The sequence below is a fragment of the Pukyongiella litopenaei genome, assembly GCF_003008555.2.
Lineage (GTDB): Bacteria > Pseudomonadota > Alphaproteobacteria > Rhodobacterales > Rhodobacteraceae > Pukyongiella > Pukyongiella litopenaei.
Genome location: NZ_CP027665.1, coordinates 1,220,666 through 1,235,372 on the forward strand (window position 1 = coordinate 1,220,666; position 14,707 = coordinate 1,235,372).

Sequence of the window (14,707 nt, forward strand, 5' to 3'; positions counted from 1 at the left end):
GGGGGGGGGCAACTGCTTACGGCATCCAGCTATCGCTCTGGATACAAACAGCAAATCCCAAAACTGATTTGTAGAAGAGAGGCCGATTGCCTCTATTGTGGAGTTCCGTGAACCTCATTGCGAGACATTTCCATCAGCTTGACGAGACAGCGCGAAAATCGGTCCATTCGGTATCGCTATGGCCATTCGTGGACTTTTACAGCAGCCTGCCAAATGATAATCGGAGCGCGATCAATCGTAACAGGTCAGCTTTGACAATGGTGAAGAACGAAAACGCTCAAACCAAGCACTGGTCGAAGGTCGAGCTGCTGCACGAGACAGTCAAGAACCCGAACATCCACATTCGAGGCACGCATAGTTATTATAGCGATACATGGTCCGGGTCATTCGAGGAAAGCGTAGTTCGTTACCTTTACGGCGACGCATACAGCCTCCAGGCATGGGAACCGATATGGCCGGTCGACCAGCTTTATATTGGCGATTATGTCTGTTTCGCGGCCGAATGCGTGGTCCTGATGGGCGGGAACCATACGCACCGGATGGATTGGTTCAGCCTCTACCCGTTTCCAGAAGTCTGGAAGGATGCGTTTGTCGGCAAGGGCGATACCAGAATTGGCGATGGTGCGTGGATTGGTATGCGCGCGATGATCATGCCGGGGATCACGATTGGCGAGGGCGCGGTCATTGCGTCCGGCGCAATCGTCACCAAGGATATTGAACCATACACGATCGTCGGTGGGAATCCGGCAACCCTGATCCGCGACCGGTTCCCGGCAGTGACCATTTCCAAGCTGCTGGAATTGGGTATCTATGGCTGGGACGAAGCGAAGTTTACTACCTTGAGAAAGTTCATCGCCAGCCATGACATCGACGCCCTGGCAATGGCCTCGGATGAGTATGACAAGAACGATTAGCCGCTCATGTCATGTCCAATGCAGGGAAAAGCTGACGCGGCCGCATGTTCATATCTAGTTGCCAGTGGCGTCTGCGCCATGGCGTTGCGCTCGCCGCAACTCTGATCGATCGCGACACGCAGGACCGTCGCGCCGGCATCGACGGCGCGGACTAGGTCGTCATCGACGGATTTCATCAACAGGCACAACGTCACCGGTGAATCTCCGATCGTATCTGAGCTGAGCGCGCCGAAGTCGGGATACGCGTTGGCGAGCATGACGATGCTGCCGCCGAATTTCAACTCCGCATGGCCGATCCTGCCATCGGAGGGATCGGCCATGCGGAATTCTTCCGTCGCCCCAAAGGCTGCGATATAGAACGCGATGGCGGCTTTGGCATCCTTGGCGACGTTGAATGGAATGACGGTGAAATTGCCGTCACCCGGCCTTCGAACGCCCTCCCCTCTTCGCACATATTGAAGGCTGCCCGGTCACGCGGGAGAGATATTCTGCTTCCGGGGCCGCAAGGGCGATTTGGTGAAGATCCTGTGGCCTAATAGCGTGGGCATGTCGCTCTATCTGAAGCGCCTGGAGGCGGGCAAGTTCATCTGGCCGGCAAGCCGATCCTGAGAGGCGGTTCAGATCTCGGCAGCTCAGCTGGGCTATTTCCTGGACGGGATCGACTGGCGCAATCCACGCTGGACACAACACCCTGATAAAGCTGGATAAATCTGATCGACAGACCTGTTTTTGTTGGTGCCCCACGAGCCCGAATGATAGACATTCGCCATGTCGAACACCGCTTCCGAACTCGCCAGATTACGCGCCGCCCTGGCCGCCGCTGAGGTTACGGAAAGCGAACTGGCACAGATCCGTGCGGTCGTGTCTTGCACGGAAGCGATGATCCAGGAGCTAAAGCTCGAGATTGCCAAACTGCGCCGCGACAAATACGGCATCTCGTCGGAACGGCGCGCCCGGCTGATCGATCAGCTGGAGTTACAGCTTGAAGAGCCGGAGACGGCGGCGGCAGAGGATGCGCTGGCCACCGAACAGGCGGCTGCCAAAGCCAACCACGGTGCGCGCCTTCACGCGCCGTCCCCCTGTGTACAAGCCGTTCCCCGATCACCTACCGCGCGAGCGGGTTGTTGTCGAGGCGCCAGCCGCCTGCACCTGCTGTGGCTCGGATAGTATCGTGAAGATGGGCGAAAGCATCACCGAGACGCTGGAGGTGATCCCACGGCGGTGGAAGGTGATCCAGACCGTGCGCGAAAAGTTCACCTGCCGGGCCTGCGAAAAGGTCAGCCAGCCGCCTGCACCGTTCCATGCGATCCCGCGCGGATGGGCCGGACCCGGCCTGATCGCCATGCTCGCCTTTGAGAAATATGGTCAGCATCAGCCGCTGAACCGGCAGGCCGAGAGGTTCGCGCGAGAAGGTGTCGAACTGAGCCTGTCCACCCTGGCTGGCAATAGGCATCCCGCCGTTTATCACATGTTCGATGTGGCCGCGGTTGCCGAGGCCTTGCTGGCGTGTATGGAGATACCCCCGTCGCGACGTGACGCGCTGGTTTTCCTGATAGCGTTGCACGATCTGGGAAAGATCGGAGTGCCATTCAGGGAGATGCTGCAAAAAGGGCTACGACATGATTTGCGTCATTGGGAAGATACCGAAGTCCATTTGAACCTAGGAAGGTGACGCACAACCTGGATGGTTCCGGGACGGCTGGGTGAAAGTTCAGCGACGGGTCTCTAGCCGCTTTGTGTCCGCATTTGTTCAGTTTTCCAACGCCTCGGAGACACTCCGAAATGCTGCCGAAACGTGCGGGCAAAATGGGAAGGGTTATCGAAACCGACGCGCTGCGCAACGCTCAGGATGTTGCAGGTCTGTTCCTGCTCAAGCAGCTCGGCGGCATGTGCCAGTCTTCGCATGATTGCGAATTGCAAAGGAGAGCGCCCCGTGGCTGCCTTGAAGCGTCGTGAAAAGTGGTGTCGGCTGACCCCGGCAAATTCTGCCATTTCCGTCACCGAAACCTGGCGCTCGAGATTGCCATCCAGCATCGTTTGCAGTCGGTCCAGGGTGGCCTTGCCAAGAGGTATCACGCCACCGACGGGCGCCATGCCGATATCTGAAGGCTGATCGAGCAGTTGATGCGTTACCATATGCGCTGCATGGACCAGCCCGGCATCCGAGACGACACCGGGACGGGCATGGCCCATATCCATCATGGTCGCCTCGACCAGCGGGTCGCGGAATATGGTGGACAACACATTGCTTTTCAGTTTGTCGATCCAGGCCTTGCCAAAGCTCTCGACGACCGCATCGACTGCGATGGCAAATGTGATCGCCGTCATCCCGGGCCAGCGACCAGTTCCCCGGGCGCCTGGTGGAAAGACTCCGATCGCGCCGGGCCCAATGTGCTCTGAAATCTTTTGAAAGTTCGTGGCTATGGTTATAGGTCCGCCGCCGTCGACGCACAGATGCACAAAAAGTACGGGACTGGGATGCACGGCATCAGCATAGGCTCCGTTTGTCGTCCTGCAGATCATGACTTTCTGATCCTGCGTAACATGCAGGAAATGCACTTCGTTTCCGGAACGTTCCAGCTTGGCGCGGATGACTTCTGTTCTCGAAATGGCCATGGCCACCGCATACCCAACAGTTTTTATAAAGAAAAGCGCGAACTGTATGGTTCATCGCCCGAATTGAGTAGAGATCATGGCTGGTCTGCCGGATTAACTGCCCAAAAAGAGGACGTGAATCATGACGAACAGACCAGGATTACTGGGCTTGGCGGCGATGCTTGGTTCGGTATCGACCATTGCCATGGCGCAAGGCACCAACGAGACCTTTGATCTCGACCCGATCCACATTCAAGGTGAGAAACTCAACCGCGCCTTGGCAGATGCCCCATCCTCCGTCACGGTGTTGGACGGCGAAGAGGTCGAAAACGGGGCAAATGACGACCTGGATGACCTGCTGAACAACCAGGCGAACGTGCTGGCAGACGAAGGGTATCAGCCCCCGGCCATCCGAGGTATCGACGGGGGAGTCGGTCCGGGGGTCGCACTTTCCGCAGGATCGCAACCCCGTATTCCAATCCTTGTCGATGGCGTTCCGCTTCCTTCGGGGGATTCTTCGAATATCTCAAGAACCACGGTTTGGGATCTCGACACGATTGAGGTGATGCGGGGACCGCAGGCCATCAACACCGGGCGCAACGCCCTGGGTGGAGCAATTCGCCTGTTTACCAAGGATCCGGTATTCGAAAGGGAAGCGGCCCTGCGATTCCGCTACAATGATGAAGGTGATGCTGGCGTTGACTTCATGTTCAATACGCCGCTGCTGGAGGATCAGCTGGCATTCCGTCTTGCGGGTGAATGGACGAATGGAAAATCCTACATCAACAACTTCCCCAATCCCTTGCCAAATGGCGTCAATCCCAATGACGAGGACATTGGCCGCCTCAGGGCCAAGCTGCTGTACGAACCCGAGTCCGTTCCCGGCCTGAGCGTTCTTTTCCTCGCCGAGCGAAATCGGAGCGAGGGCCCGGTTGAAGGTATCTACTATGGCAATATCGACGATCTTACTCTGAACAGCCCGCGTGGTTTTTCTTCGCTCAGCTATGTCGAAAATGTCGAACATGACGTTTTGTCTTTGCAGGCGGAATACGAAATCAGCAGAAACTTCACGGCCGTCACCCGGCTTTCCAGAACCAACAACGATCTCGACCTGCTCGATAGTGGAGAACCTGTTCCAGTTGGTGGAAACTACTTCCAGAAGGAACTGACGGAGGTCGAGGCCTACGTTCAGTTTCAGGATCTGGGCATCGCTTCGACAGGCGTATTTGGAGTAATCCATTCCGACGAGAGTGAATTCACGAGCAACGACAGTTCCTTGATCGGATTTAACGCCGACGGTCGCTACAAGAACACCGCGATCTATGGTGAGGTCGAACTGGATGCTGCTGGCATGCTGCCAGGGCTTGCCGTGATATTGGGGGGGCGCCTCGAGAAAAACCGATACGACCGCGATGTCGTATCGACGGGCGGGACGCCGATCGGCTCGAACAAGATCGATGAAACCGTGTTTCTTCCAAAATTCGGCCTGCGCTATGACCTGAGTGACGCCAGCACGATCGGCTATGTGTATTCCGAGGGGTATCGTATCGGGGGCATTGACGCTGACCTCCTCGCTCCGTTCTTCTCGCAACCGTTTTCTGTAACCGCCTTTGATCCCGAAAGGATGAAAAACCACGAGATCTACGCCAAGACGACAACCGCCGATGGTGCCCTTGATATCACGGCATCTGCTTTCTTCTATAAGCTTGAAAATGCGCAGGTTGTCGGGGCAGCGGCCTATTCGGGAAGCGGGTTTGCCGCCGTGGGAAATGTCCCCGAAGCGGAAGGATACGGTGCGGAAATTTCGACCATCTATCGCGCCACTGACCGTTTGACCTTCAACGCCAATCTGGGTCTTCTGCATACAGAGATCACCGAGGTCGGCATCGGTCAATCTGCGATGCTCGGGCAGACGCTCCCCCGGGCACCTGAAACAACGGCCTCCCTGGGTGTCAGTTATGCCCACGGAAACGGGTTCACCGCCTCTGCGCATGCGCGTTTCGTATCGGGGCTGAAAACGGTTCTCTCCGCACCCGAGATGGACAGCTACTCGGTTGTTGATCTGGCTATGGGTTACGAAACCGAATGGAATGACAACACCATTCGCTTTGATGCCTATGTCAACAATCTGTTCGACGAACGCTACCAGACCTACAGCTATAACTCGATCTATGCCGTAGGTGCACCACGCACGATCGGGGCTTCGATCACTTACAAGTTCTGATCCATCATCCTTACAACACGCAATTGGCGGGGTCGCGCGGTCAGTCGATCCGCCAATTGCGCAAACGGTAGGAGAACGCCGTGAGCGACAGTACAAACAACGTTCAGCTAGGGCCCGTGGCGAAGCGACTAGTCGGTCTGATGGCGCGTTACCGAGGGCTGATGCTTCTGTCGATTTTCACCGGATCCGCCGCGTCGGTCCTGTCGCTCAGTCCATATCTGGCCACCGGATTTGCCGTGTTTGCGCTGCTGCAGAACCCGGTTTCCTGGACGGTAATTCTCTGGTGCGGGCTGGCAGGTATGCTGGGTGTCGCCGGGGAAAAGGCACTTTTTGGATTTTCCACATACCTGTCTCACAAGGTCGCTTTTGCCACTCAGAGGGATCTTCGGCTCGAACTGGCTGAAAAGCTGGAGCGCGTACCACTGGGTTTCATGGACGACCATTCCAAAGGCGAAATTCGCAACACGATGGTCGATGAGATCGAGCTGCTCGAGGATGGCATGGCCCATCTTGTCCCCGAAGTCAGCGCCGCCATCATTGCCCCGATCCTCAGCTTGCTGCTGATAGCGGTGATCGACTGGCGACTGGCGATCCTGATGGTCCTGCCGACGCTTCTGGGTGTCCTGATAATGGGTCGACTGATGAAGAACGGAGAGGGGCCGACCCGAGACTACATGGATATTCAGGCCCGCATGGCAACGGTTTCGACCGAAATGGCGGACAGCATTGCCACGGTGCGAGCCTTCAATCAGGAGGCCCAGGCTATGGGGCGGGCCCGAGATGTATTTGCCCAGATGCGTGTCTTCTCCGGCAACTGGGTGAATTTCGCCGTCATCCCAGGAACGGCTGCACAGGTATTGCTGACCAGTCACCTGATGTTCCTCGGTTCGGTGGGGCTCTTGATGGCGGCGGCAGGCTGGGTCGAGGTGAGCATCTATGCGGGTTGTGTTGCCGTGGCATTTGGTTTTGGCGATCTGTTCGGTTCGATTCAGGGGATCAGTCATCGCCTGATGCGGCAGCACGAACTGCTGGAACGGATTGACCATCTACGGAACGCCAGGGAACTGCCGACGCAGTCCGAACCAGCGCCCATTGCCGATGCATCGATCGCTCTTGAGGATGTTTCGTTCTTCTATGGTGACCGCGAAGTTCTGAGCGGCCTGACTTTCGAAGTATCCGAAGGCCGCTGTCTGGCCCTGGTCGGACCTTCTGGTGGTGGTAAGAGCACAGTGGCGCGCTTGATCGGGCGATTTCAGGATGTGGCCGCCGGCACGGTCCGCATTGGTGGTCAGGATGTGCGCGATGTCGCGCCGCAAGACCTGCATCGTCACATTGCCCATGTCTTTCAGGATGTGTTCCTGTTCCACGGAACACTGGCCGACAACATCCGGCTGGGGCGTCCCGAGGCGAGCGATGCGGATGTCGAAGCCGCTGCCCGTGCCGCCCGCGCCCACGATTTCATCTCAACCCTGCCGGAAGGCTATGACACGATGCTGGGCGAAGGGGGGCTTGGCCTGTCGGGGGGCGAACGACAGCGGATTTCAATTGCCCGGGCCGTCCTGAAGGATGCGCCGATTCTGCTGCTGGACGAAGCCACCGCCTTTGCCGATCCCGAGAACGAGGCGCTTATCCAGGACGCGATTGCCGAACTTGCACGGGGGCGCACGGTGGTCGTCATCGCGCATCGTTTGCACACCATTGCAAATGTGGATGAGATTCTGGTGTTGGACGAAGGGCGGATCGTTGAACGTGGCACTCATGCCGATCTGGTCGCGGCTGACGGGCCGTTTGCGAGCATGTGGGCTGCCTATGAAGAGGCGCGCGGCTTTCGCCACAACGCATCAGAGGACGCATGAAATGATAGAGTTCTTCCGCTTCCTATGGCCTTACCTCGCCCACCAACAGGGGCGGTATCTCAGGGCCCTTGTCCTGACCTTTTTCGAAGCAGTTCTGGCAACGATCCCACCGCTGTCTGTAGGCCTTGGTCTGGTCATCTTGATCCGGGGATCCGCAGATATCCGGGATGTGGCTCCATACGCGGCCATCTGTTTTCTATCCGTAATCCTGCGCACATTCGTCATTCAACATGCCTGGCGTCGTGGAATTTTTGCGGGCGATCATGCTGCCGAGGCACTACGAAACCGTATCGTCGAGCATATGCGTAACGTGCCTTTGGGTGTGTTGTCCGGCCGCTGGTCACCCGCGCGGCTGGCAACGCTGATTGTCGAGGATGGTCGATGGTTCAATGAAACCGCCGTATTCTTTCTTATCCGGATTTTTCAGGGCGTCGTTGCCACTGTGGTATTGGCGCTTATGGCCGCATGGTTTGCGCCCGTGGCGTTGATCGTTCTGATCGTTGTGACCGCCGCTTCGCTTCTGGTCATACGCGTGGTCAAGCCTATTGGCAAACGGGTCATCCGGTCGCGCAACGACCTGCTCGGGCAGGCCTTGCTGCGGGTGGGCGAATTTGCCGACGGCATCGCAGTTTTCCGGGCCTATGGACAAAGCGGCAATGCCCGGAAGAACCTTCGTGCCACGGTAGCGAACCTTCACGATGTCGCGCTGGACGGCGCGCCGGCGTTGATTTTCCTGCAACAGATCGGCACCGCGTTCGTCAGCTTTGCAGGACCACTCGCAGTAACAGTTATCGCGGTGCTGCAGCTAAGGGGCGTGACCGAATTTGCTGCGGGGGCGGTGACACCCGCCCTTCTACTGACACTGGCCGCCGCAACGACGTTCATCGCGGGTATCCTGCGCACGCTGCTGCCGCTTGAGCTGGGCAATCGGGCGCGGATCAATATCTCCGAATTCCTGTCCACACCCGAGTTGCCCGGCGACCGCAGCGACTTTGGTCAGAAACTCGACATCGCTTTCAAGGATGTCTCGTTCAGCTATGGACCGGGAAAGGAAGCTACGATCTCAAACCTCAGCTTCCAGGCTGATCCGGGCAGCGTCACCGCGATTGTCGGCCCCAGCGGTGCGGGCAAGTCCACGCTTGTCTCTCTGCTTCTGCGTTTTCATGAGCGGACGGGCGGGGCAATCAAGCTTGCCGGCATTGACATATCCCAGGCCGACCCGGCGGCGATACAGGCTCGTATGTCCCTGGTCAGCCAGGATGTGCATCTGTTCCGCGACACGCTGCGCACCAATCTTCTTCTGGGCGACCCTGACGCGTCGGAGGCCCGGCTGTCGGAGGTGATCGGGGCGGCACGTCTGACCGAGCTGGTCAAGGCCTTGCCCGACGGACTCGACACGATGCTGGGCGACACGGGCCGCACCCTGTCAGGCGGGGAACGGCAACGGGTGGCCATAGCCCGCGCGCTTTTGAAGGACGCCCCGATCCTCATTCTGGACGAGGCCACATCGGCTCTGGATCCGATTACGGAACGTGCCATTCAGGATGCGTTGGCCGCACTTGAGGCCGGCCGAAGCGTCATAATCATCGCGCACAGACTGCACACGGTTGTGGATGCCGATCAGATCCTGGTGGTCGATAACGGGCAGATCGTCGAACGTGGCACCCATGACACGCTGCTGGAAAACGGCGGACTTTATGGGCGGCTCTGGGCCGCGCAAGAAAAGGCAACGGGATGGAGGCTGAGATGATGGCGCGTATCGTCCCCGATCTGACTGGAGTGCCGGAGACCCTGCTCTGGCCGTTGCGGTCGCGAGCGGGCATGTCTGTTCTTGAGCGCGAGTTTTTCGATGACCCCATGGCGGTCGAACTCTACAACAGGATCGACTATGATTTCGCTCGTTTTGGTCCGGTTACCCAATGGGCGGCAATCCGGGCAAAATACAGTGATGCACTGATCAACACCTATCTGAACCGCTTTCCGGAGGCACAGGTTGTGGCACTTGGCGAAGGGATCGAAACGCAGTTCTGGAGGGTGGACAATGGCAGGGTGCGCTGGCTCTGCGTGGAATTGCCGGAAACCATCACCCTGCGCCGCCAGCTTTTGCCCGAAAGCAACCGGCTGACCGAGCTGCCCCTGTCTGCAACAGACCCGACGCTTGGCGATCATATTGATCCGTCGCGCGGACTCTTCGTAACGGCGGCAGGGCTGTTCATGTATCTGACCGAAGAAGACGTCCGCGAACTGCTGATGCGGATAGGCGAGGCCCGGGACGGGCAGGAAACCGAAGTTTTCTTTGATGCGATGTCGCCGCGCCTCTCGCGAAAGTCACTGAAGGGCTGGACACTTGAGAATGGCTATGTCGCGCCCAGAATGCCATTTGGAGCGACCCGGCGCGGCGTGCGCAAACTGGCGAAATCAGTCCCGGGCCTGCTCGTTGAAGCGACGCCACTTTACGTATCAGCATACCCCGAACGGAGCCGTTTATTCTCCGTGCTGGGTAAAGTGCCCTTTCTGGGCGACTACCCCCCCACGCTGGTGCATGCCCGGTTTCCCGCGGTCGAATGGTAATCCACGCATCGGCCTCACAGCAAAACCCGAAACGCTCACAAGCGCTTTCTGGCAAGGTTGATCGCACAATTTGGCCAACCGAGGGTGATCATCACCGACAAGCTACGCAGCTACATCAATCCGATCGCACGCCAGGCATCAGGGGCCGATCATCGGGCGCACAAGGGTCTCACCAACAGGTTCGAGGGCAGCCATAGGCCGACGCGGCGGCGGGACAAAATCATGGGGCGATTCAAGCCGCCCCGGCAGGCGCAAAGGTTTCTGGCGGTTCATGACCAGATCAACACAATCTTCCGTCCCCGCCGCTATCGTCTCACCGCCACATCATACCGCCACGCGCGATCCGATGCCTTCGATCTATGGAGCATCTACACACTCGAAATGACCGCCTTACCGGCATCGATCAGGCAGCACTCAGATGGGTGCAAATAAGTTGGCAATGCCCTTCCAACTCGTCAACGTCCGCTACGAAAAGGGTGCCATGATCCTCACCTCAAACCGCGGCTTCGCCGAATGGGGCGAGGTCTTCGGCGATCCCGTTGTCGCCACCGCGCTTCTCGACAGGCTCCTTCACCACGCCGTGGTCATCCAGATCGAAGGTGCCAGCTACCGCCTGCGCAGCCATGCCGACCTCATACCCGAGCATGTCCGCGCCAACGCCCCAATCGCTCCGCCACCGCCGCCGAAGCGCCGCGGACGGCCGCCAAAGACAAGGAATGGAACCGCTGATCACTGACGCCGGTTGATCGCCGGGACCAAGCAAGTGGGGAATTCTACTTCGGCACTTTTGGGGAAAGTTCAAACGGCGTTGACACCAGATCGAGCCCAACCGTAATAATCTCCGACATGACCGTCCTCCGTTGTGCATCATCACAGACCCACCTTGTTGGAGTGGACGGCCCCCGAACGGCATCGAAATGTGCCAGATTGAGTCGTCGAAGAACTCAAACGAAGGAGCCGTCCGTGGACAAGATTATTCGTATTGGCATGGATACGTCGAAACACGTCTTCCAGCTGCATGGTGTGAACGCCGCCGAACAACCGGTTCTGCGCAAGAAGATGCGCCGCAAGGAAATGGTGGATTTCTTTGCGAAGTACCCGCCAACCGTCATCGCGATCGAAGCTTGTGGTGCCTCGCATCATTGGGCGCGGCTGCTGGAAGGGTTCGGCCATGAGGTCAAGCTAATTGCGCCGCAGCTTGCGAAGCCCTACGTCAAGCGCGGCAAGAATGATGCCGCAGATGCCGAAGCGCTATGCGAGGCGATGAGCCGCCCGACAATGCGGTTCGTGCCTGTGAAGAGCGCCGAGCAACAAGCGGCATTGATGCTGGTCGGCATGCGTGAGCGTGCTGTCGCCACCCGAACGCAGCTGGCTAATACGATCCGGGGCTATGCTGCAGAATTCGGAGTTACCGCAGCCAAAGGCCTGTGTCATATTCCGCGCCTGCTAGACCGGATCATGGCTGATGAGACCATTCCTGCCCTTGCGCGCGATCTGTTTGCGTCACTGGCGGCAGAGTTCGCGCAGTTGAAGGAACGCCTTAAGGGGATAGAGGCGAAGCTAATGACCTGGTACCGGAGCGACGAGTGCTGTCGTCGCCTCGCCACGATCCCCGGTGTCGGGCCGATCGGTGCGGTTTTGCTGGTGATGAAAGCGCCCGCACCGGAGCTGTTTACATCCGGAAGGCAATTCGCTGCCTGGATGGGGCTGACGCCCCGGGATCATTCGACCGCCGGTAAAGTCAGACCAGGTGTCATCACGCGAGCCGGCGATGAGATGTTGCGCAAGACACTCGTCGTGGGCGCGACTTCATTGCTGCGACAGGTGAGAGCGGGCAAAGGCAGGAACGCCTCGCCCTGGCTCATCGACCTGCTTCGGCGCAAGCCGCCTAAACTTGTGGCTGTGGCACTTGCCAACAAGATCGCCAGGATTGCGTGGAAAATGATGATGTCGGGCGAAGCCTACAAAAACACCATTGCGCGACCGGTTGTGGCCTGCGCGGCGTGACCAGATCGGCCAGTCACGGTGAGCAGGAGAAAGACGCTACCGTGCTGAGCTGATGCGTGAACTTGCAGGAAACCTGAAGATGGTGTGATCGATCGATCCAAGACGTGGGACACCCCGTGTGTGCCAATGGCCCGATGTGGCCGTCACCTTGTTTGGAACCCATGTTGCGGAATCCATCTTGGCCAGCGTTCATGTGCGAGCGCACCAACAGGCCGGACATATGAACGCAAGCGATCCGATCAAAATCGTCAGAGTGCTCTTGCGGGGAGGAGGCCGTCCACATATGGCACATAGATGCCGGCGGGGGCGGTCACATCATCAAGGCCACCGCCAACTCATACCACCATGCTCGGGCTCACGCGTTCAGCCTCCGGGCTGATTACACCGCCGAAATGATGGCGTGATCTCTCAGGCCCCCGAACTTTGCAAGTTGCATTCAACAACTTGGCGATGCCCTTTGAAGAGTTCCTGAGCCTAGCCGAAATCGGCACATAAGTTGACACCTGATTGGGTCTGTCACATCGTCACTGGACCTTATTCGGGGAATTTGCGTGGACGAGTGGGGCCAACCCGGCAGAGCGGAATACCGAATTGAACCGCAAATAGATACCCGCCAGATACGGATATTCCTGGCGGTTCTGGATCATGGCAGCGTCACGCTCGCTGCCAATGCACTGGGAATTACCCAGCCCGCCGTCAGTCAGGTTCTCCGACGGTGGCGGGACATGACCGGCGATCCGTTATTGGTGCGGAGCGGGTCCAAACTGGTGCCGACCCAAAAGGCCGAGGAAATGGTCGCGCCGTTGCGCCAGTCCCTAAAAAAAATCGCGACTGCCTTTTCGGGCGCGCCTGACTTTGATCCAAAACGGGATGATCTTGTCTTCCGGGTCGCGTCGGCGGATTGCATGGAGGCATTTTTCCTGCCGCGGCTGATCTCTGAAATCCGGGCCGCCGCTCCCAATGCCCGGCTTCACCTGCGTTCGATCGTACCGGGATATGACTATGCCACCGCGTTAGAGAAAGGCGAATTGGACATCGTGATCGCCAATTGGCCCGGCCCTCCGGGCAATCTGCGTACCGTCCGGTTGATGGTCGATGACACGGTTTGTATTTTTGGCGCCAATCATGTGTTGGCCAGCTTCCCCGAGGGTGTCACGCTCGACGAGTACATTACCTTGGACCATGTTGCGCCCATGCCTATTTCCCCGCTCGCGCCGGGGCCGATCGATGGCAAACTGGCCGAACTGGGTCATTGCCGCAACATCCGGGTGATCGTGCCGGAATTCAACATCGTACCCTACGTGTTGTTGTCCTCCGACATGGTCTTCACCAGCAGCGCCAACTTCGCACGCCATTACCAGCGGTTCTTGCCCATTCGATCCGTTCCGGCACCCCCCGAATTTGGACAGATGCGATTTTATCTGCTGTGGCATGAACGCGCACAGGCTTCACCTTTGAACCGTTGGCTACGGGCACAGATGATTCGTATCGGGCAGGAACTGCAATTGCAAACAGATCAGGCGCACAGCGGGTGACAGTCGGCAAATCCAGCCAACACTAGAATTATAAGTAAAACGATATAAACTTATTTATGTCTGCGACGTTCACTAATGGTTGACTTCCGCCGAACCTTTTTTTGCCGAACACAAGCCAGGCAGGGCGTCTTCCCTGATGGCCGATGTGAAAGAAGAGGAGGCTCAACGTCATGAGCGTTGAAAACCAGTCCAAGCAAGGTCGGTGGGCCGGACGCAACTCAGACAAGGACGTGATCCGAGATAAAATCTGGAAGATACTTGTGGATGAAGGCCAGAATGTTGGCCCCACCTGGAGCCGGATCCCGAATTTCGTCGGCGCCGATCTGGCGGCCAAACGGTTGTCGGAGCTGGATTTCTGGACATCCGCAAAGGTTGTGAAATGCAACCCTGACCCGCCGCAAATCCCCGTGCGACTACGGGCGCTTTACGACGGCAAGCTCTTGTATACGCCGGTACCCGAACTGGTCGAGGGATTCCCGTTTGTGCTGCTTGATCCCGCGCGGCTCGAAGCCGACGGCGTTCAGTTCGAGCTTGCCGCGACATCACAAGGCGCGGTGGAATATGGTCAGCCCGTCAGCTTTCAGGAGATGGCCCCCATGGATGTCATCGTCGTGGGCTGTGTCGGCGTCACCCGCAGTGGCGGACGCACCGGCAAAGGCGGCGGCTTTGCGGATCTGGAGCTTGGAATCTTCCGCGAGTTGGGCAAGGTGCCGGATCACGCGGTGATCGTCTCCACGGTCCATTCTTCGCAAGTGGTCGATGACGATGACATCGTCATGATGGAGCACGATTCCGCGCTTGAATGGATCTGCACCGAGAAAGAAGTCATTCAAACTCGCTCACCCTATCCTCAGCCAACTGGCGTCGCCTGGGACATGGTACAGCCTGATCAGTTGGAGGACATTCCCTTTCTCAAAGAACTGAAGCGCAATTTGTCCTCACGTTAAAGATCCGGCGGTTCCCACCTCTCTGCGGATGGGGATCGCCTAAATGAAAAAAGCCAAC

Annotated in this window: 11 protein-coding genes and 4 pseudogenes; 13 read left to right on the forward strand and 2 right to left on the reverse strand. The window is 58.1% G+C overall.

The features are described 5' to 3' along the window. The first annotated feature begins 257 nt into the window (after positions 1–257). Positions 258–914 (forward strand): CatB-related O-acetyltransferase, encoded by a 657-nt coding sequence (locus tag C6Y53_RS06100; protein ID WP_106471631.1) that lies wholly within the window; start codon positions 258–260, stop codon positions 912–914. Here C6Y53_RS06100 and C6Y53_RS06105 read toward each other — a convergent pair. Continuing rightward, positions 911–1,234 carry a VOC family protein gene (locus C6Y53_RS06105; protein WP_149615465.1) on the reverse strand — a complete coding sequence of 108 codons (324 nt, stop codon included), beginning with the start codon at positions 1,232–1,234 and terminating at the stop codon, positions 911–913. The genes C6Y53_RS06100 and C6Y53_RS06105 overlap by 4 nt on opposite strands. Before the next feature lie 196 nt (positions 1,235–1,430). Here C6Y53_RS06105 and tnpB point away from each other — a divergent pair, with 196 nt between their 5' ends. The 3 genes and pseudogenes from tnpB to C6Y53_RS21160 all read left to right on the forward strand — a co-directional run. Then, entirely contained in the window at positions 1,431–1,523 is a 93-nt protein-coding gene (gene tnpB / locus C6Y53_RS21425; RefSeq protein WP_425300350.1) for an IS66 family insertion sequence element accessory protein TnpB, read from the forward strand. 159 nt (positions 1,524–1,682) lie between these two features. Next, a pseudogene (locus C6Y53_RS06115) lies at positions 1,683–2,355 on the forward strand (transposase); the annotation flags it as partial. 63 nt (positions 2,356–2,418) lie between these two features. Next, a pseudogene (locus C6Y53_RS21160) lies at positions 2,419–2,586 on the forward strand (hypothetical protein); the annotation flags it as partial. 53 nt (positions 2,587–2,639) lie between these two features. Here C6Y53_RS21160 and C6Y53_RS06120 read toward each other — a convergent pair. Beyond that, positions 2,640–3,530 (reverse strand): helix-turn-helix domain-containing protein, encoded by an 891-nt coding sequence (locus C6Y53_RS06120; RefSeq protein WP_106471634.1) that lies wholly within the window; start codon positions 3,528–3,530, stop codon positions 2,640–2,642. Positions 3,531–3,651: 121 nt separating this feature from the next. On the opposite strand from C6Y53_RS06120, the gene C6Y53_RS06125 reads away from it, so the two are divergent. The 9 genes and pseudogenes from C6Y53_RS06125 (at position 3,652) to C6Y53_RS06165 (ending at position 14,649) form a co-directional block, all read left to right on the forward strand. Next, a complete protein-coding gene (locus tag C6Y53_RS06125) occupies positions 3,652–5,733 on the forward strand; it encodes a TonB-dependent receptor (protein WP_106471635.1) in 2,082 nt (693 codons plus the stop codon). An 80-nt stretch (positions 5,734–5,813) separates the two neighbouring features. Then, positions 5,814–7,589 (forward strand): ABC transporter ATP-binding protein, encoded by a 1,776-nt coding sequence (locus C6Y53_RS06130; protein WP_149615466.1) that lies wholly within the window; start codon positions 5,814–5,816, stop codon positions 7,587–7,589. A gap of 1 nt (position 7,590) precedes the next feature. Further along, a complete protein-coding gene (locus C6Y53_RS06135; protein ID WP_211299471.1) occupies positions 7,591–9,339 on the forward strand; it encodes an ABC transporter ATP-binding protein in 1,749 nt (582 codons plus the stop codon). Then, entirely contained in the window at positions 9,336–10,160 is an 825-nt protein-coding gene (locus C6Y53_RS06140) for a class I SAM-dependent methyltransferase (RefSeq protein WP_211299472.1), read from the forward strand. Before C6Y53_RS06135 ends, C6Y53_RS06140 begins: the two co-directional genes overlap by 4 nt. A gap of 33 nt (positions 10,161–10,193) precedes the next feature. After that, positions 10,194–10,592 (forward strand): annotated as a pseudogene (locus C6Y53_RS06145) (DDE-type integrase/transposase/recombinase); the annotation flags it as partial. A gap of 13 nt (positions 10,593–10,605) precedes the next feature. Continuing rightward, positions 10,606–10,896 (forward strand): annotated as a pseudogene (locus tag C6Y53_RS06150) (ATP-binding protein); the annotation flags it as partial. A 227-nt stretch (positions 10,897–11,123) separates the two neighbouring features. Next, on the forward strand, positions 11,124–12,167 hold the full coding sequence (locus C6Y53_RS06155; RefSeq protein WP_106471638.1) for an IS110 family RNA-guided transposase: 1,044 nt from the start codon (positions 11,124–11,126) through the stop codon (positions 12,165–12,167). Between the two features lie 551 nt (positions 12,168–12,718). Then, positions 12,719–13,702 (forward strand): LysR family transcriptional regulator, encoded by a 984-nt coding sequence (locus C6Y53_RS06160; protein WP_106471639.1) that lies wholly within the window; start codon positions 12,719–12,721, stop codon positions 13,700–13,702. A 170-nt stretch (positions 13,703–13,872) separates the two neighbouring features. Next, positions 13,873–14,649 carry a 5-formyltetrahydrofolate cyclo-ligase gene (locus tag C6Y53_RS06165; protein ID WP_106471640.1) on the forward strand — a complete coding sequence of 259 codons (777 nt, stop codon included), beginning with the start codon at positions 13,873–13,875 and terminating at the stop codon, positions 14,647–14,649. Positions 14,650–14,707 lie beyond the last annotated feature (58 nt).